21 protein-coding genes are annotated in these 17,216 nt (G+C 67.5%); 19 read left to right on the top strand and 2 right to left on the bottom strand.

Annotated elements, in window-relative coordinates; genetic code table 11:
* The first annotated feature begins 1 nt into the window (after position 1).
* The 13 genes from M3M54_RS04085 (at position 2) to ispG (ending at position 11,462) form a co-directional block, all read left to right on the top strand.
* Positions 2–304 carry a YggT family protein gene (locus M3M54_RS04085; protein WP_249020909.1) on the top strand — a complete coding sequence of 101 codons (303 nt, stop codon included), beginning with the start codon at positions 2–4 and terminating at the stop codon, positions 302–304.
* Positions 297–758 carry a signal peptidase II gene (lspA, locus tag M3M54_RS04090; protein ID WP_249020910.1) on the top strand — a complete coding sequence of 154 codons (462 nt, stop codon included), beginning with the start codon at positions 297–299 and terminating at the stop codon, positions 756–758. Before M3M54_RS04085 ends, lspA begins: the two co-directional genes overlap by 8 nt.
* Positions 751–1,662, top strand: coding sequence for an RluA family pseudouridine synthase (locus M3M54_RS04095; protein WP_249020911.1), 912 nt, complete (start codon positions 751–753; stop codon positions 1,660–1,662). Before lspA ends, M3M54_RS04095 begins: the two co-directional genes overlap by 8 nt.
* A gap of 131 nt (positions 1,663–1,793) precedes the next feature.
* Positions 1,794–2,780: a 30S ribosomal protein S2 gene (rpsB, locus tag M3M54_RS04100; protein ID WP_249020912.1), complete on the top strand. Its 987-nt coding sequence runs from the start codon at positions 1,794–1,796 to the stop codon at positions 2,778–2,780.
* Positions 2,777–3,370 (top strand): translation elongation factor Ts, encoded by a 594-nt coding sequence (tsf, locus tag M3M54_RS04105; RefSeq protein WP_249020913.1) that lies wholly within the window; start codon positions 2,777–2,779, stop codon positions 3,368–3,370. The genes rpsB and tsf overlap by 4 nt, the downstream gene beginning before the upstream one ends.
* Positions 3,371–3,382: 12 nt before the next feature.
* A complete protein-coding gene (gene pyrH, locus M3M54_RS04110; protein WP_249020914.1) occupies positions 3,383–4,120 on the top strand; it encodes a UMP kinase in 738 nt (245 codons plus the stop codon).
* Positions 4,117–4,686: a ribosome recycling factor gene (gene frr / locus M3M54_RS04115; RefSeq protein ID WP_249020915.1), complete on the top strand. Its 570-nt coding sequence runs from the start codon at positions 4,117–4,119 to the stop codon at positions 4,684–4,686. Before pyrH ends, frr begins: the two co-directional genes overlap by 4 nt.
* 2 nt (positions 4,687–4,688) lie before the next feature.
* On the top strand, positions 4,689–5,405 hold the full coding sequence (gene uppS, locus M3M54_RS04120) for a polyprenyl diphosphate synthase (protein ID WP_249020916.1): 717 nt from the start codon (positions 4,689–4,691) through the stop codon (positions 5,403–5,405).
* Entirely contained in the window at positions 5,405–6,262 is an 858-nt protein-coding gene (locus M3M54_RS04125; protein ID WP_249020917.1) for a phosphatidate cytidylyltransferase, read from the top strand. Before uppS ends, M3M54_RS04125 begins: the two co-directional genes overlap by 1 nt.
* A 5-nt stretch (positions 6,263–6,267) precedes the next feature.
* A complete protein-coding gene (gene dxr, locus M3M54_RS04130; RefSeq protein ID WP_249020918.1) occupies positions 6,268–7,422 on the top strand; it encodes a 1-deoxy-D-xylulose-5-phosphate reductoisomerase in 1,155 nt (384 codons plus the stop codon).
* A 34-nt stretch (positions 7,423–7,456) separates the two neighbouring features.
* Positions 7,457–8,563, top strand: a complete 1,107-nt coding sequence (locus tag M3M54_RS04135; protein ID WP_249020919.1) for an RIP metalloprotease — start codon at positions 7,457–7,459, stop codon at positions 8,561–8,563.
* 212 nt (positions 8,564–8,775) lie between these two features.
* Complete coding sequence (locus M3M54_RS04140; protein ID WP_249020920.1) at positions 8,776–10,221, top strand: hypothetical protein; 1,446 nt, start codon at positions 8,776–8,778, stop codon at positions 10,219–10,221.
* Between the two features lie 11 nt (positions 10,222–10,232).
* Positions 10,233–11,462 (top strand): flavodoxin-dependent (E)-4-hydroxy-3-methylbut-2-enyl-diphosphate synthase, encoded by a 1,230-nt coding sequence (gene ispG / locus M3M54_RS04145; protein WP_249020921.1) that lies wholly within the window; start codon positions 10,233–10,235, stop codon positions 11,460–11,462.
* Positions 11,463–11,518: 56 nt separating this feature from the next.
* Here the strand turns inward: ispG and M3M54_RS04150 are convergent, their stop codons facing one another.
* The gene (locus M3M54_RS04150; protein ID WP_249020922.1) at positions 11,519–12,124 is read right to left on the bottom strand and encodes a superoxide dismutase; all 606 of its coding nucleotides are present in this window, start codon (positions 12,122–12,124) and stop codon (positions 11,519–11,521) included.
* A 147-nt stretch (positions 12,125–12,271) separates the two neighbouring features.
* Between M3M54_RS04150 and M3M54_RS04155 the strand changes: the two genes are divergently transcribed.
* From M3M54_RS04155 to M3M54_RS04180, 6 genes are all read left to right on the top strand, one after another.
* Positions 12,272–13,966 (top strand): proline--tRNA ligase, encoded by a 1,695-nt coding sequence (locus tag M3M54_RS04155; protein WP_249020923.1) that lies wholly within the window; start codon positions 12,272–12,274, stop codon positions 13,964–13,966.
* Positions 13,948–14,574, top strand: coding sequence for a CDP-alcohol phosphatidyltransferase family protein (locus tag M3M54_RS04160; protein WP_249020924.1), 627 nt, complete (start codon positions 13,948–13,950; stop codon positions 14,572–14,574). Before M3M54_RS04155 ends, M3M54_RS04160 begins: the two co-directional genes overlap by 19 nt.
* 80 nt (positions 14,575–14,654) lie before the next feature.
* Entirely contained in the window at positions 14,655–14,948 is a 294-nt protein-coding gene (locus M3M54_RS04165; RefSeq protein ID WP_249020925.1) for a hypothetical protein, read from the top strand.
* Positions 14,949–15,029: 81 nt separating this feature from the next.
* Positions 15,030–15,422, top strand: a complete 393-nt coding sequence (locus M3M54_RS04170; protein WP_249020926.1) for an FHA domain-containing protein — start codon at positions 15,030–15,032, stop codon at positions 15,420–15,422.
* Complete coding sequence (locus M3M54_RS04175; protein ID WP_249020927.1) at positions 15,422–16,177, top strand: MerR family transcriptional regulator; 756 nt, start codon at positions 15,422–15,424, stop codon at positions 16,175–16,177. Before M3M54_RS04170 ends, M3M54_RS04175 begins: the two co-directional genes overlap by 1 nt.
* A 37-nt stretch (positions 16,178–16,214) precedes the next feature.
* Complete coding sequence (locus tag M3M54_RS04180; RefSeq protein WP_249020928.1) at positions 16,215–16,730, top strand: adenine phosphoribosyltransferase; 516 nt, start codon at positions 16,215–16,217, stop codon at positions 16,728–16,730.
* Here the strand turns inward: M3M54_RS04180 and M3M54_RS04185 are convergent.
* Complete coding sequence (locus M3M54_RS04185) at positions 16,718–17,206, bottom strand: 4'-phosphopantetheinyl transferase superfamily protein (RefSeq protein WP_249020929.1); 489 nt, start codon at positions 17,204–17,206, stop codon at positions 16,718–16,720. The two genes, M3M54_RS04180 and M3M54_RS04185, sit on opposite strands and share 13 nt — an antisense overlap.
* Between the last annotated feature and the right edge of the window lie 10 nt (positions 17,207–17,216).

Consider the following 17,216-nt stretch of genomic DNA (forward strand, 5'->3'; position numbering starts at 1 on the left):
GATGCTGTTGGTCGCAAGCGTCCGGGGCGACGTCGCCAACTACCTCTCCGACCTCTTCGGCGTCTACATCGCGCTGATCCTGATCCACGTGCTGGCCAGCTTCGCGTTCTCCTTCGGCCTGCGCCCCGGGTACTCTCGCTGGCTGGACATGGTGCTGAACTTCCTGCGCGAGGTCTGCGATCCGTACCTGCGGATCTTCAGGCGGATCATCCCGAGCGTGGGCATGATGGACTTCAGCCCGATCATCGCGATCGTCGTGCTCGGAGTGCTAAGCACGGTGATCGTCTCGCTGGTCCGTGGCTGACGCGCCGCGGCGTCGGGCGCTTGGGCGTGCGGCGCTCACGGGCGCGCTGGTGATCGCCGCAGACCAGCTCACCAAGCACACGATCGGAACCTCGATCAAGCCCGGTCAGGTGCGCCACATCCTGCCGGGCCTTGACTTCGTCTATGAGCGCAACACGGGTGTGGCCTTCAGCTTCCTGGCCGGCAGCGGGGCGCTCGTGTACGTGGTGACGATCGTCGTGCTGGCGGGCCTCATCACCTTCCTGATGCGCCGCCCGGCGCAGCGCCTGCTGTGGCTGCCCACGGGTCTCCTGGTCGGCGGCGCGCTCAGCAACCTCATCGATCGCGTACTGCTCGGCTCTGTGATCGACTTCATCAAGCTGCCGGACTGGCCGGCGTTCAACGTCGCCGACAGCTGCATCACGGTGGGCGTGGTGATCCTGGTGCTGGTGATCGAACGGAGGGGCGATGGCTGAGCTCGAGTGGGAGGGCCTTGTCGCGGCCGAGGCTGCGGGCCAGCGCCTTGACCAGTTCCTCGCCGAGCCCCTGGGCTCGCGTGCACGGGCGGCACGGCTGATCGCGGCCGGCTTGGTGTCGGTTGACGGCCGCGAGCTCGCCAAGCGCCACAGCGTCAGGGCGGGCGAGCGGGTCGTCGTGGCGCGCGAGACGCCGGGGCCGGCTGCGGCCAGCGGGCCGCAGCCGGCACAGTTCGAGGTCGTCTGGGAGGACGAGTGGCTGATCGTGGTCGACAAGCCAGCGGGCGTGGTGGTGCATCCTGCGCGCGGCCACATGACCGGCACGCTCGTGCAGGCGCTCGCAGACCGGGCTTCAGGCGGCGAGGACCCGCAGCGGCCAGGGATCGTGCACCGGCTGGACCGGGATACCTCCGGACTGCTGGTCGTGGCCAAGAGCGATGCGGTCCACCGGCGCCTGAAGGCGATGCTGGCTGACCGGTCACTGCGGCGCGAGTACCTGACCCTGGTTGAGGGGACCCCGCCGGCGCGCAGTGGGACGATCGAGGCGCCGATCGGCCGTGATCGCCACGACCGGCTGAAGCATTCGGTTGACAGCGACGCGCCGCGGGCTGCGGTCACGCACTTTGAGCTGGTCGAGGTGCTGGCGCACGCGGCGCTTTTGCGCGTGCGGCTCGAGACCGGCCGCACCCACCAGATCCGCGTGCACCTGCAGGCGATTGGCCACCCGGTGATCGGTGACTCCATCTACGGCGGGCCGATGCGCTTTGGCCTGAAGCGTCAGTTCCTGCACGCCGAGCGCCTGGCGTTCACGCACCCCGCGACCGGTGCGCCGGTGGATGTGCGCGCACCGCTGCCGGGTGACCTCACCGCGGCCCTGGCCGCCGCGCGTGCGGCGCTTTTGTGAACTACACTGGCGTTGCTTTCTGCATTCGACCCTCCGTCGGGCCGAGTCGCGCCCTGCTCCGGAAAAGTCCGGAGTCGTGACCATGGTTGCCCGGCGGTTGCTATCTCACAGCTAGACCAAGGGAGTTACAAGTGGCTCAGGTGGGCATCAAAGAGCTGCTGGAGGCCGGCGTACATTTCGGCCACCAGACGCGGCGCTGGAACCCGAAGATGCGGCGCTTCATCTTCGGTGAGCGCGACGGGATCTACATCATCGACCTGGAGCAGACCGAGGAGTTGCTCGCCCAGGCCCAGCAGTTCGCCGCCGACATCGCCCGTCACGGCGGCGTGGTGATGTTTGTCGGCACCAAGAAGCAGGCGCGCGACGCGATCAAGGAGACGGCCGAGGCCGCGGGCATGCCGTACGTCAACCACCGCTGGCTCGGTGGCCTGCTGACCAACTTCCAGACGATCTCCGGGCGCATCAAGCGCCTGCACGACCTCGAGCGCTACGAGACCGAGGGCCAGTTGCAACTGCTGCCCACGCGCGAGCGGATGGCGGCGCAGGCCGACCTCGAGAAGTTGCGCGCGAACCTCGGCGGCGTCAAGAACATGCAGCGCCCACCCGACGCGGTCTTCGTGATCGACCTGAAGTCCGAGGCGATCGCAGTCCGGGAGGCCCAGTGCCTGCGCATCCCGATCATCGGCCTGGTGGACACCAATTGCGACCCTGAGGGGATCGATTACGTCATTCCTGGCAATGACGACGCGATCCGTTCCTGCGCCGCGATCACGCGCGCAATCGGTGACTCCGTCGCGGAAGCGCACTCCGTGTTCCGGGCCGAGCAGGAGGCCGCGCGGCTCGAGCGCGAGCGCCTGGAGGCCGAGGAGCGCGCACGTCGCGAGGCCGAGGAGCGCGCGCGGCGTGAGGCTGAGGCGCAGGCCGCTGCTGAGGCGCAGGCTGCTGCTGAGGCGCAGGCCGCCGCTGAGGCACAGGCCGCTGCTGAGGCGCAGGCCAAGAGTGAGTCCATGGCTCAGCCGGCCCCGGAGGCCACGCCTGAGCCAGCTGCAGAGCCCGCTCCCGAACCGGCCGCGGAAGCCACCGCCAGCAAAACTGAGACTGAAGGAGAATCAGAGTGAGCGACATCAGCGCCGCCGAGGTCAAGGCCCTGCGCGACCGTACCGGCGCGGGCATGATGGCCTGCAAGAAGGCACTAACCGAAGCACAGGGCGACGTTGAGAAGGCCGTCGAGCTGCTGCGGGCCCGCGGCGAGGCTCAGGCCGCCAAGCGTGCAGGCAACGACGCGACCGAGGGCACCGTCCAGTCCTACATCCACGCCGGCGGCAAGATCGGCTCCCTGGTTGAGGTCAACTGCGAAACCGACTTCGTCGCGCGCAACGACGCCTTCGTCGCGTTTGCCAAGGACCTGGCTCTGCACGTCGCCGCCAAGCCTGAGATGCTGGCCATCACCGAGGATGAGATCCCCGAGGAGGACCGTACGCGTGAGGTGCGGATCGCCACCGAGCAGGCCGCTGATCGGCCTGAGAACGTGCGCGAGCGGATTGTCCAGGGCAAGCTCGACAAGTGGCTCGACGAGGTGGTGCTGATGCGCCAGGAACACGTCAAGTACGAGGGACAGACGATCGAGGATCTGCGCGCCAAGCTGTCATCCGACATGGGTGAGAACGTCGTGGTCCGGCGCGTCGCGCGCTTCGCGGTGGGCGAATAGCATCGGGTCGCGGTGAGCGCACAGGGCACCAACCAAACGACCGCCTACCACCGGATCCTGCTCAAGCTCTCAGGGGAAGCTCTGATGGGCGAGCTGGACTACGGGACCGATCCGCTGCGCGTGCAGGCGGTCGCCGGTGAGATCGCGGCGGCGCACGCGCGCGGTGTTGAGATCGCGGTGGTCGTCGGTGGCGGCAACATCTACCGCGGCCTGGAGGCGGCCGCCCGCGGCATGGATCGGGCCACGGGCGATTACATGGGCATGCTCGCGACGGTGCTCAACGCGCTGGCCTTGCAGGATGCGCTCGAGAAGGCTGAGGTGCCCACACGCGTGCAGTCCGCAATCACCATCTCGGAGGTGGCTGAGCCATACATTCGGCGGCGAGCCGTACGGCACCTGGAGAAGGGCCGGGTCGTGATCTTCGCTGCGGGCACCGGCAACCCGTTCTTCACCACCGACACCGCCGCGGCACTCCGGGCCGCTGAGGTGCATGCCGAGGTCGTGCTGATGGCCAAGAACGGGGTGGAGGGCGTCTACAGCGCCGACCCCGCCAAGGATCCGGCCGCGCAGTTCATCTCAGAGCTGACACACAGGGAGGCGCTCACCCGTGGCCTGCAGGTCATGGATGCGACCGCCTTCGCGCTGTGCATGGAGAACAACCTGCCGATCGTCGTCTTCAACATGGCCGACGGCAGCAACATCAACCGGATACTGTCCGGATCACACGTGGGGACACTGGTCAAGACATGAGCGAAGATCTGCTGACAACGATGCTCGACGACGCCCGCGAGCGGATGCACAAGTCGGTTGAGTCAAGCCGTCACGAGTTCGGCTCGGTCCGCACCGGCCGAGCCAACCCGGCGCTGTTGGACCGCATCAACGTCGACTATTACGGGACCGCAACACCGCTCAAGCAGCTGGCCACCGTGAACGCTCCCGAGGCGCGCATGCTCACCATTCAGCCATACGACAAGACCTCCATCCGCGCGATTGAGAAGGCGATCCTCGAGTCTGACGTCGGCCTGACGCCATCCAACGATGGTGCGATGATCAGGCTGATGCTGCCCGAGCTCACCGAGGAGCGACGCAAGGAGCTGGTGAAGGTCGTGCGTGGCCTGGCCGAGGACGGCCGGGTCGCGATCCGCAACGTCCGCCGTGACGTCATGCACGAGTTGCGCCAGCTCAAGGAGGGGGGCGAGATCGGCGCCGATGACGAGCACCGTGCCGAGACCGAGTTGCAGAAGGTGACCGACACGCGCATAGCCGAGCTCGACGAGCTGCTGAAGCTCAAGGAAGAAGAGATCCTCGAGGTCTGACGGTGGCGTCGAGCTCTGAGCTGGCGCCGGGCACGGCGGTGGATGCCGTGGTCGATGGTCCACGCTACGTGGCGATCATCACCGACGGCAACGGCCGTTGGGCGAGGCAGCGCGGACTGGCGGCCGTGCGCGGCCACGAGGCCGGCGCAGACGTGGTCAAGGAGCGTTTGCGCGACGCTGTCAGCTTCGGGATCCGCGAGCTGACCGTGTACTCGTTCTCAACCGAGAACTGGAGCCGCTCGCGGGCTGAGGTGGCCGGCCTGATGCGGATGTTCTCCCGGCGCATCGACATCGAGACCCCCGAGCTCAAGGCTGAAGGGGTGCGCCTGCGCTTCATCGGTCGCCGCAGCGCACCGGTATCGGCGCGCCTGATCGAGAAGATGCGCTGGGCGGAGGCTGAGACGGCCGCCAACGAGCGGATCACCTTCTACGTCGCCTTCAACTATGGCGGCCGCGCGGAGATCCTCGACGCTGCCCGGAACTTCAACGGTGGTGACGAGGCGGAGTTCCGCCGCCATCTCTATGCGCCCGAGATGCACGACCCGGACCTGATCATCCGCACCAGCGGCGAGCAGCGCATCTCAAACTTCCTCACCTGGCAGGGCGCGTATTCGGAGTTCGTGTTTCGGGACGAGCTCTGGCCTGACTTCACGCGCGAGGCGTTCGCCGACAGCCTTGCTCAGTACGCCCAGCGTCAGCGGCGCTTCGGCGGTCGCTGATGCCGGCCCCTCGCCGCGCGTCGACGCCGCCGCGGTCGCGCAAACCCGCAGGCTCAGACTTCCTCGCGCGGCTTTTGGTCGCGATCCCGGCGGCGGTCATCGCGGTGGCCTTTGTCGACCTTGGCGGCATCGGCTGGACGCTGCTCATGGCGATCCTGGCCTGTGCCTGCCTGGCGGAGCTCTACCGCATGCTCGCCAGGTGGCGGCCGGTGCCGCTGGTCGGCTTCGCAGTGGCCGTTGGCATGTGCCTGGCCGCGCACTACGGCAGCCTCAACGACGTCATGGGTGCCGCGCTGGCTTCACTGCCGCTGGTGTTTCTGGCAATGCTCTGGCGTGGACAGGAGGAGGGCGCAGCGGCGACGATCGGCGCCACGCTGCTCGGCGTGCTGTGGATCGGCCTGCCGTTCGCGGTGGCGGTGCTCCTGCGCCAGATACCGGGCGGGGTTGGTAAGGGCCTTGTGATCGATGTCGCGGTCGGCACCTTTGTCGGCGACACGGGCGCCTATCTCGGCGGCCGTCTGTTCGGCCGTCACCCGCTGGCGCCGGCGATCTCGCCCAAGAAGACTGTTGAGGGACTCGCGATCGGCGCGCTCGCGACCGTCATCGCGATCGTTGTTGCCGGCCTCTACCAGGAGACCTGGCTGCCGCACGGCACGGCGCTGCTGCTCGGCCTGGCCGTGGCCATCATCGCGCCGATCGGGGATCTGTTTGAGTCGCTCATCAAACGCGACGCCGGCGTGAAGGACGCAGGTGTGTTGTTCGGCGCCCACGGCGGCGCTCTCGACCGCCTCGACGCGGTCATCTTCACCGTCGTCGTCGGCTACTTCTTCGCCATCCACATCCCGCTGCCACGCTGAACCCGATGCCGCGCCGCCTCGTGATCCTCGGCTCCACCGGCTCGATCGGGAAGCAGGCGCTGGACGTGGTTGCGCGCAGCGAAGGCAAGCTGGAAGTCATCGGGCTGAGCGCGGCACGCGACTGGGAACAGCTGCTCGAGCAGGCGGAGCGCTTTGGCGTGAGCCAGATCGCACTGGCCGATCCGGACGCTGCTGCGCGCGCCGCGGGTGCCTGGCCGCGCGGCGCTGTGATGGGCGGGCCCGACGGCATCGTGGAGCTGGTTACCTCAAGCGGCGCCGACATCGTGCTGAACGCGATCGTCGGCTCTGCCGGATTGCTTGCGACGGTCGCCACGCTTGGCGAAGGCATCGACCTGGCGCTCGCCAACAAGGAATCGCTGGTGGTCGGCGGCGAGCTCGTCAATGCGCTCGCTCAGGCCACCGCGGCCAGGCTGCTGCCCGTCGACTCCGAGCACACGGCGCTGCACCAGCTGATCACCGGCCAACCCGCAGGCACGATCGATCGTCTGCTGCTGACCGCTTCCGGCGGTCCCTTCCGGGGGCGGACCAGGGCACAGCTTGAAGCTGTGACCGTGGCGCAGGCGCTCGCTCACCCGACCTGGTCGATGGGCGGCAAGATCACCATCGACTCGGCCACCCTGATGAACAAGGGGCTCGAGCTGATCGAGGCACACCACCTGTTCGGCACGCCGTACGAACAGATCGACGTGGTCGTTCACCCGCAGTCGATCGTGCACGCCCTGGTCCAGTCCTGTGACGGCGCGACGCTCGCCCACATGGGCTATCCCGACATGCGCGTGGCGATCTCCTATGCGCTGCATCATCCCGGCCGTGGTGAGCTGCCGATACCAGCGCTGGACCTGGCCGCGCTCGGCGCACTGACCTTCGAAGCGCCGGACACCGAGACCTTCAGCTGCCTGCGGCTTGCGCGTGAAGCGGGGCTGGCGGGCGGGACGGCACCATGTACGCTCAACGCCGCAAACGAGGTGGCCGTCCACGCGTTCCTGAAGGGCGAGCTGTCGTTTTTGGCGATCTCCGAGGTGGTGGCGCGGACGCTCGAGCGGCTGCCGCCGGGCGCAGCCGAGTCGTTTGAGGCACTCGCCGCCGCAGACTCCGAGGCCAGAGCGCTGGCCCGAAGAGTTGCGTCAGAGTTGAGCTGACGTTGAGGCGCGGCCTGACACACTTCAGAGTCTGATGGCCTACTTTCTCGCCTTTGTGGGCTTCGTGACGCTGATCGTGTTGCACGAAGCGGGCCACTTCGTTGCGGCCAAGGCGGTCGGGATGCGGGTGGAGCGCTTCTCGCTGTTCTTCGGCCCGATGTTCGCAAAGCGCCAGATCGGAGAGACCGAGTACGGCATCGGCGTGATCCCGCTGGGCGGCTACGTGAAGATCACCGGCATGACCCCGGGGGAGACCTATGAGACCCCCGCGTTCGAGGCGCGAGCCTACGTCAACCAGCCGGTCTGGAAGCGCATCGTGGTGATCTCCGCGGGACCGGCTGTAAACCTCGTGGTGGCCTTCCTGCTGGCATGGCTGTTCTTTCTTGGGACGCAGGTCCACGTGGCCACAAACGCACACGGCGTGCCGCTGGTCTCCAACGTGGTGGGCGAGATCACGGTCGGCAGCCCCGCACAGCGGGTGCTCAAGCTCGGCGACCAGATCGTTTCCGTCGATGGTGTGCACGGCAACGCTCAGCGCATTCGCGCCGCGATCAGGACCCATACCTGCGCCGGCGACGCCCACGTCAACGGCTGCGCAGCGGTGAAGCCGGTCACGATGGTGATTCGCCGACGGGGCGTGCTCAGGACTGTCCGGGTGCGTCCACGATGGAACGCCTCAGTGGGCGCAATGCTCGTCGGCTTTGCCTTCGCCTTCAAGACCGCTCCCAACGGCGTGCTCTACTCCGCCGAGCACAGCGTCACGTCGCTCTGGCACGTGACCAAGGTGACGGTCAGCGACATCGCACAGCTGTTCAAGGCACGCGAACGCCGACAGCTGCACAGCATCGTGGGCGCCTACGCGATCACCGCGCAGCAGATCGCCGCTGGCTGGACAAGCGGCGTGGAGGTGATCGCGCTGATCTCGCTGTCGCTGGCGATCATCAACCTGTTCCCGCTGCTGCCGCTGGACGGCGGGCACATCTTCTGGGCGCTGACGGAGAAGATACGCGGGCGCAAGGTTTCGCTGGTCGTGATGGAGCGAGCGAGCCTGATCGGCTTTGCGCTGATCGCGCTGCTGCTGGTCATCGGGCTCAGCAACGACATCCACTCGCTCACCGGGTCGGGCTTCGGTCTTCAGTAGACCGACCGGGGCCGCCGACCACCGGCCCGGCGGTTCCTGAGACGTTCATTAGTTTACGCCTGATCTTTACCCCGCGATTACTCGGTTTCCTACGTTGTCAAGAAGCGACGCTCGAGATGACGCCGGTCATCTCCGTCCGCCGATGCGTGCGCGGCGGTGACGATCGCGCAAGCCAGCACAACCGCCGAGCGGAGCCACCCTTGACCCAACCAGTGCCAGTCCGACAGACCTCGTACGCCCGCGGGGCGGCGGAGGAAGCCGCGACCGCGCAGACGCCGCCTGCACCGGCGCTCGGGCAGACCGGCCCGCCGGTGTTCACGCGCACCGAAGTGGAGCAGATCGACCGGCTGCTGCCTTTCATCGCCTACGTCGACGGACAGCTGTCCATCGACGGGGTCAGCGGCGAGCAGCTGTGGGACGGTCAGCGCTCACTCCTGCTCCACGTCCCCAGCAGGGCGGTGGACAACTACCGCAGCATCAGGGACGCGTTCGCCAAGTACTTCTCCGTATCGGTGAACTGCGCGATCAAGGCCTGCTACCTGGGCCCGGTGCTCGCGGCGCTCCGTGACGCCGGTGCGGGCGCCGAGATCGCCGGCGAGCTGGAATGGCGGATCGCCCGCAGCCTCGGGTTCGCGGCCGATCGCACGATCGTCAACGGCATGTCCCGCCAGGCTGATCATCTGCAGATGCTGCTGTCAGACGAGGGGCTGCTGATCGACGTGGACAGCATGGAGGAGGTCCAGCACCTCGAGTGGCATGCGCGGCTCGCGGGCGCCAAGCCCAAGGTGATGGTCAGGGTCAACCCGCTTCCCCCGGACAGCTTCTTCTCGGAACGCTCCAAGCTCGGCGTTGGCGCGGATGCGGCCTACGAGCTGCTCGAGCATGTGGCGCGCTCCGCCCACCTGGAGCTCTACGGTCTGCACGCCCACCAGCTGGTTCGCTGCACGGACCCGGCTCAGTTCGGCGAGATCGCACGCCGGATGGGGGACCTGCGCACGGAGCTGGCCGGCCGTACCGGCGGGCGCGTTAGCGCGCTTGACCTGGGCGGTGGGATCGAGGCGCGATATCTGCTGGAGCGAGCGGGCCACAGCATCGCTGACTTCGCGCTGGCGGCCCGCGACGCGCTGGCCGGATCTGACGGGTTCGAGCTGCTGCTGGAACCGGGCCGCTACGTCTTCGGTGATGCCGCGGTCGTCCTCTCGCGCATCCTGGGAACAAAGCTCAAGGAGGGGCAGCACTGGCACATAGCCGAGGTCGGAAGCAACCTGCTGCCGCCGACCTCGGACCGCGCCTACCCGCCGCTGCCGCTGCGCATTGCCGACGGGACGCCGTGGCGGCGCACGCACATCGCCGACCCGACGCCAACACCAGCACGCCTCTACCTCGATGCGATGCTGCCAGCCGATGTCGCCGGCGAAGGTATCGCGCTGCTGGGCACCGGCGCCTACACGGCCGTGCGTGCGTCGCTCTGGAACGCTGGGCTGCCGGACATCGGCTTCATCCGAGATGGCGCCGTCGAGATCGTCTTCGATCGCAAGGCGCAGGACGAGACCTTCCGCGCGCTCTACGGGATCGAGCTGGGGCCCATGGACGCAGAGCTTGAGGAGCCGCAGGCCGGCGCCGGAGAGCCGCTCCGGGCGCGGCAGGCCTGCCACTAGACTGAAGGGCGATGCCCTCGAAAAATCAGATCCACGTCGGCACCGTGCCGATCGGCGGTGGCGCGCCCGTCGCCGTGCAGACGATGACCAAAACCGAGACGGCCGACATTCAGGCCACGCTGGCGCAGATCAGGCGGGTGGCGGATGCCGGTGCTGACCTGGTTCGCTGCGCGGTACCGCGCGACAGCGACGCGCAGGCGCTGGCCACGATCGTGCGCGAATCCCCGATCCCGATCGTCGCCGACATTCACTACAACTACACGCTGGCGCTCAAGGCCTTCGACGCCGGCGCACACTGCGTGCGCATCAACCCCGGCAACATCGGTGGCCCCGACAAGGTCGCAGCGGTGGTGGCGCGAGCCAAGGAACTCGGTCGTCCGTTGCGAATCGGAGTCAACTCCGGATCGCTGCCTGAGCATCTGCGCGAGCTCGAGTTCGCTGACCCGGTTGAGGCGCTGGTCACCGCGGCGGTTGAGTTTGTCGAGCTGATGGAGCGGCTCGAGTTCACCAACTTCAAGGTCTCGATCAAGTCCACCAGTGTGCCCAACACGATCGCCTCCAACCGCATGCTGGCGCAGCGCATTCCCTACCCGCTGCACATCGGTGTCACCGAGGCCGGCACCAAGTGGTCGGGCTCGCTGAAGTCGGCGGTCGGACTTGGCACGCTGCTGGCCGACGGCATCGGCGACACCATCCGGATCTCGCTCTCGACCTTTCAGGCGGAGGAGGAGGTCAAGGTCGCCTGGGAGATCCTCAAAGCTTTGAAGCTGCGCCGACGCGGACCGGTGCTGATCGCCTGCCCGACCTGCGGACGCCTGCAGTTCGACATGGACACGGTTGTTACCGAGGTTGAGCGCCGGCTCGAGCAGTACGAGGAGCCGATCGAGGTCTCGGTGCTGGGCTGCGGTGTTAACGGCATCGGCGAGGCCCGCCACGCCGACTTCGGCATCGCGGGCGCCAAGGACATGGGCGTGATCTACGCCAAGGGCGAGCTGATCCGCAAGGTGCCGACCGCCAGGCTGGTGGACGAGCTGTTTGCCGAGATCGACAAGTACTACGCCTCGGGCAAGAAGGTGCTCCGCGACCAGGCAAGCGTCGCCGAAGCCGCACAATGGCTGGCCGAAAACGAGGACGAGACCGCGATGACCCCGGAGCGCATGGCGGCGCTCGAGGCAGAGGCGGCCAAGCGTGAGGCGCAGTCGCCGGTCAAGGGCCGGCGCTTCACCCGCGCGTCAGCCTGATCCGTGTTTGTGTGGTCTGTCGCGCCGGTGGCTCGACAGACCACACCAGCTCTTCTCTAGGAAGCCGCGGCGAAACGCGCTGCCACCGCGTCCCAGTTGACCGTGTTCCACCACGCGTCGAGGTAGTCAGGACGGCGGTTCTGGTACTTCAGGTAATAGGCGTGCTCCCAGACGTCGACACCCAAAAGCGGCGTCTGTCCGTCGCTGATCGGGTTGTCCTGGTTGGGTGTCGAGACGATCGCAAGACCTGAGCCGTCATGCACCAGCCAGGCCCAGCCGGAGCCGAACCGGCCGATGCCTGCTGCCTTGAGCTTCGCCTGGAAGTCAGCGAAGGATCCGAACGTGGCGCTGATTGCGTCGGCCAGCGCGCCGGTTGGCTCGCCGCCCTTGCCGGGGCCCATCGACTCCCAGAAGAGGGTGTGGTTGTAGTGTCCGCCGGCGTTGTTGCGCACGGGCGCCTGCTTGTCGGCCGGCAGTGCGCGCAGATTGGTGAGAATCTCCTGCACCGACTTATCCGCCCACTCCGTGCCTTCAAGCGCAGCGTTGGCGTTGGCGACGTAGGCACCGTGGTGCTTGTCGTGGTGGATCTCCATCGTCAGCGCGTCGATGTACGGCTCAAGCGCACCAAAGTCGTAGGGAAGATCGGGTACGGAAAATGCCATGCTCGCTCCTGTTCTTCGTCGTCTCTCTTGGCAAGAGCTTAGTACTCGGTGCGATCGGGCTGCGGCGCAGCCCCGACCCTGGCCAGAGCGGCTCAGAGACCCCTGCGCGCAGCGCTCAGCCACGCTCACGGGTACGCTTGCAAGCCGATGCCACGCCTCAGCGAGTATCTGCTGCCGACCGAGCGCGAACCGCCAGCCGACGCGGAGGCGCTCAGCCACCGTCTGCTGGTGCGCGCCGGCCTGATCCGGCAGGTGGGCGCCGGCCTCTGGACCTGGCTGCCGGCCGGCTGGAGAACGCACCAGCGGATCGTGCAGATCATCCGTGAGGAGATGGACGCGATCGGCGGTATGGAGATGCTGATGCCGATCCTGCAGCCCGCCGAGCTCTGGCGGCGCAGCGGCCGCTACGAGGGTTTCGGAGAAGAGCTGTTCAAGCTCAAGGACCGCAAGGACGCCGACATGGTGCTCGCCCCGACCAGCGAGGAGGTGATCACCACGCACGCCGCGACGCTGATCCGCTCCTACCGAGACCTGCCGCGGGTGCTCTACCACTTCCAGACCAAGGAGCGCGACGAGCCGCGGCCGCGAGCAGCGGTGCTGCGTTCCCGGGAGTTCGTGATGAAGGACTCCTACAGCTTCGACCGCGACCGCGAAGGCCTGGACATCTCCTACCAGAAGCATGCCGGCGCCTACGACAGGATCCTCGATCGCTGTGGCCTTGAGTGGTACAGCGTGGAGGCGGACGTCGGAGCCATGGGCGGGTTCGGCGCTCACGAGTACATGGCGCCCTGTCCGGCGGGCGAGAACGACGTTGTGCTGGCACCCGGCTACGCCGCAAACCTGGAGGTGGCCCGCGCCGAAGCGCAGCCGGTAGTACTGCCGTCAGCCCCGGCAGCGCCGGAGGAGGTGCAGACGCCCGGGATGACGACGATCACACAGGTGGCAGAGGCTCTCGGTCTGCCCGAGGGGGCGCTGTTGAAGGCCTATCCGGTGGTGCTGCCCAACGGCTCGCTGACGCTCGTGATGCTGCGCGGCGACCACCGTGTCAACGAGGTCAAGCTGGCGCTGGCACTCGGCTCGAGCTTCCGCCCAGCCAGCGCAGAGGAGATCGAGCGGCATCTCGGCCCCCCGGGCTCGATCGGGCCGGTCGGGGTGCAGGTGCCAGTCCTGCTCGACGACGCCGTGGTTGCCGACGGTGGCGGCTACGTGGTGGGTGCCAACCGGCCCGACCGTCATCTTCGCGGGGTGGTTCCGGGACGGGACTTCGCGTTTGCGCGCGGCGACGTGCGCGCCGTCGTCGCTGGCGACCGGGTTGACGGCCACGAGGTGCGGATCGAGCGCGCGATCGAGGTTGGCAACATCTTCAAGCTGGGGACCCGTTACAGCGATGTCCTCGGCGCCACCTACCTCGACCGCTCGGGCGTCGCACAGCCCGTGTGGATGGGTTGCTACGGCATCGGTCCGGCCCGTATCGCGGCGGCCGCGATCGAGCAGTTCGCCGACGACCGCGGCATCTCCTGGCCGCGATCGATCTCGCCGTTTGCCGTGCATCTGGTGACGCTCGGGAAGGAGGGCAGCGAGGAGCGAGCGCTCTCCGAGCGCATCTACGCGGAGCTGGTGAGCGCCGGCATCGACACGCTCTATGACGACCGCGACGCCGGGCCGGGAGAGAAGTTCGCAGACGCCGAGCTGCTTGGCTGTCCGCTGCGGGTGACGGTCGGGCGGCGGACGCTTCAAAGCGGCGAGCTCGAGGTGCAGGTGCGTCGGGGCCAGGAGCCCCGCGCCCTCCCGCTGGAGGGCGCGGCAGCGGCGATCGCTGAGCTGTGGCGCCACGTGGCCTGAGCTTCAGTCGCCTGATCGGTCTGGACCGCTCAGGCCCACCTCCGGACCAGGTTCGCGCCGGCGCGCCGCTGCGCCCGTGGACGCTGCCCAATGCGATCGGCTACGTGCGCCTGGCACTGATCCCCGTGTTTGTGCTGCTGGCGCTCGCAAGCCGGGCGGGGCACAGCCTCAGCGCTGAGGTCGTGTTTGCGGTCGTCGGCTGGGCGGATTACCTGGACGGCTTCACCGCGCGGCTTACAGGGCAGTACAGCCGCCTTGGCGCGATGCTCGATCCGATCATTGACCGGCTGCTGGTGGTGGCCGGCATGGCGGTCGCCTGGGACTTTCGGCTGCTGCCGCGTTGGGCACTGGCGCTGGTGATCGCGCGTGAGCTGACGATCCTGGTGATCAGCCGCTACGGTCTGCGCCGGGGAGTGGAGATCCGGATCAACTGGGCGGGCCGGATCGGGGTAGCACCGGTGATGGGCGCACCGTTCTTCGCCATGACCGGACCACACTGGCTGGCGGTGACGCTCCTGTATGTGGGCATGGCACTGGGACTGCTGGCCCTCGGTCTCTACGTGAGGCGTGGCATCAGACAGCTACGAGAAGGCTCAAGCTCAGATTGACCCTGGGGCAGCGAAGCGTATACTCAGTCCCCCAGAGATCGTCGGCGGCGCCAGCACGGCCGCACGGAGGAGTAGTCGCTATGGAAACTTTCCCGGACCTCGGCTCGCTCACGGACCAAGAGCTGAAGGACCTCATCGCGGAGATGGAGAACGAGGAGCTTGAGGTTTCCTATCGCCGCCGCCTGCTGCACGGCAAGATCGACATTCTCCGCGCCGAACTGGTCAGCCGGCTGCGTCACAAGGACGAGAGCGGTGAGCTTTTGATCAGCGGTGCCGATGTGCAGCGCCTGACCGACATCCTGAGCGGCACCTACCCGCCACCCGGCGCACTCCCACCGGAGCTCATGGACGACCAGACCCACAAGGCCGGCTGAGCGCCCGTGGCACTGCATTGTCCAGAGTGTGGCTTTGCGAACGCCGACGGAGCCAACTATTGCCAGCGCTGCGGGGCGTTCATGCGGACCTCAGAGGCACAGACGACTGACGCCACAGCCTCCTTCAGAATCTCTGAGACCGGAGAGATCGGAGAGCTCCCGGCCGAATCCGAGGGCGAGCGTGCCGCGATGCTCGTCATCCGCGCTGGTGGTGGGCGAGCCGGTGAGGCCTTCCCGCTGGCCGGCGAACGGCTGAGCGTCGGGCGACGCCCCGACAGCGACATCTTCCTCGACGACATCACCGTATCCCGTGATCACGCCGTGGTCGTCAAACGCGGCGATCACTACTACCTGGACGACTGCGGATCGCTCAACGGTACCTACGTCAACCGCAGGCGGATCGACTCGCAACGGCTGAACGACGGCGACGAGCTGCAGATCGGCAAGTACAAGCTCGCGTTCCTGGGTCACTGATGGCGAGCGACCCGCAGGCGATCTCCGTCGAGCTGCCGCAGACGCCAGACCCGGTCTCCACGCCTGTGCGTGCCAAGGCTGTGACGATCGGCGGCGTGTGCAAGGCGCTCGAGCTGGAGTTCCCCGATATCTCGATCTCAAAGATCCGCTATCTGGAGGATCAGAAGCTGCTGGCGCCACGCAGGACCCAGGGCGGCTACCGGCTCTACACCCCAGATGACGTCCAGCGGCTGCGAACCATCCTGCGCCTGCAGCGCGACGAGTTCCTGCCGCTGCGGGTGATCCGCCAGGAGCTGGCGGGCGGACGCAACGAACGTGAGGTCACGCCGGTCAGCGACACGCGCACATTGCGCCGCGCCTCGGTGAGCCGCGACCCAGGTTCGCTGTATTCGCTCGACGAGGTGGTCGAGGAGACCGGTGCTGAGCCGAAGCTGGTCGCGGAGCTCGTCGAGTTCGGCGTGATCAAGGGCGAGATCCGGGCGGGCACACGCTACTTTGACGACACCGAACGCGAGATCGTGCGTGCCGTCTCCGAACTCGCGCGCTACGGTGTCGGCGGACGCAACCTGAGGGTGTTTCGCACCTCCGCTGACCGTGAGGCACAGCTGCTGCAGAGCATCCTCGCGCCGGCGCTGCGCTCACGCAACCCCGAACGTCGCAAGGAGGCCGTTGAGGCGCTTGAGAACCTCGCGTCGGTGACGACCCACCTCAAGCATCTGCTGCTGATCCGCGACCTGCGAAAGATTGCCACCTGAGTCAAACCCCACGCCGGCAGGTCCGCGCGAGGACGGCGTGAACCTGCGCAGCTATGTCCGCGACATCCCCGACTTCCCGTCGCCAGGGATCCTGTTTCGCGACATCACGCCGCTGCTGCTCGATCCACGCGCGCTGGACGCGTCGATCAGCAGGCTGATCAGGTACGCGCGGGACATGGAGGTCGATTACGTGGTGGCCGCTGAAGCACGCGGGTTCATTCTCGGCGGCGCGCTTGCCCGCGGCCTGCGTGCCGGGTTCGTGCCCGCGCGCAAGCGCGGCAAGCTGCCGCACGAGACGGTCAGTGCCGAATATGCGCTTGAGTACGGCATTGATGCGCTGGAGATGCATGCCGACGCCTTTGCCGGTGGCGCCCGGGTCCTGATCCACGATGACCTGCTGGCCACCGGCGGTACCGCAAGAGCGCTCGCAGAGCTGGTCGGCCGCCTTGGTGGAGAGGTGCTCGCATGTCTCTTCCTGGTCGAATTGCGTTCCTTCGAGGGCCGCCTGGCACTGTCGCAGTACAAGGTGCATTCGCTGATTCAGTACGACTGAGACGACCGGTCGGGCCGCTCGTTGAGCGACCAGACGACCCAGGCCACATGTTCCGGTGCGACCTGCAGCTCGCTTGCCGACCAGCTGCCGGCGCGCCCGTCGCTCCAGGTCAGCGGTGACTGCAGCCGGCGCGGGTCGTAGGCGAGCGGATCGCCGAGCGCCTTGGCGAGCGCCTCCTTGCTCGCCCACAGCGAGGTCACGAAGCGCCCGTCGTCCAGCGAATCGGCGAACAGGCCAAGCTCGGTCGGCGTGCAGATCGACTCCGCAAAGGCGCGATCGCTGGCGCTGACGCGCTCCAGATCGACCCCGACCGGCGTGGTGTGCCACGCGACCAGTGCCAGCGGGGGTGCGTAGGAGCGTGAGACGAAGGGCGCCCCGCGTGCGCGCCAGTGGGCTCTGGCCACAGACCGCAGTTGTCCGGCGCTCGAGCCGGCTTCAGGTAGGCAGATCAGCTCGTGACACGGTTGCTGTGGCACGTGCGACCTG

The sequence above is a fragment of the Conexibacter sp. S30A1 genome, from assembly GCF_023330665.1.
Lineage (GTDB): Bacteria > Actinomycetota > Thermoleophilia > Solirubrobacterales > Solirubrobacteraceae > Palsa-465.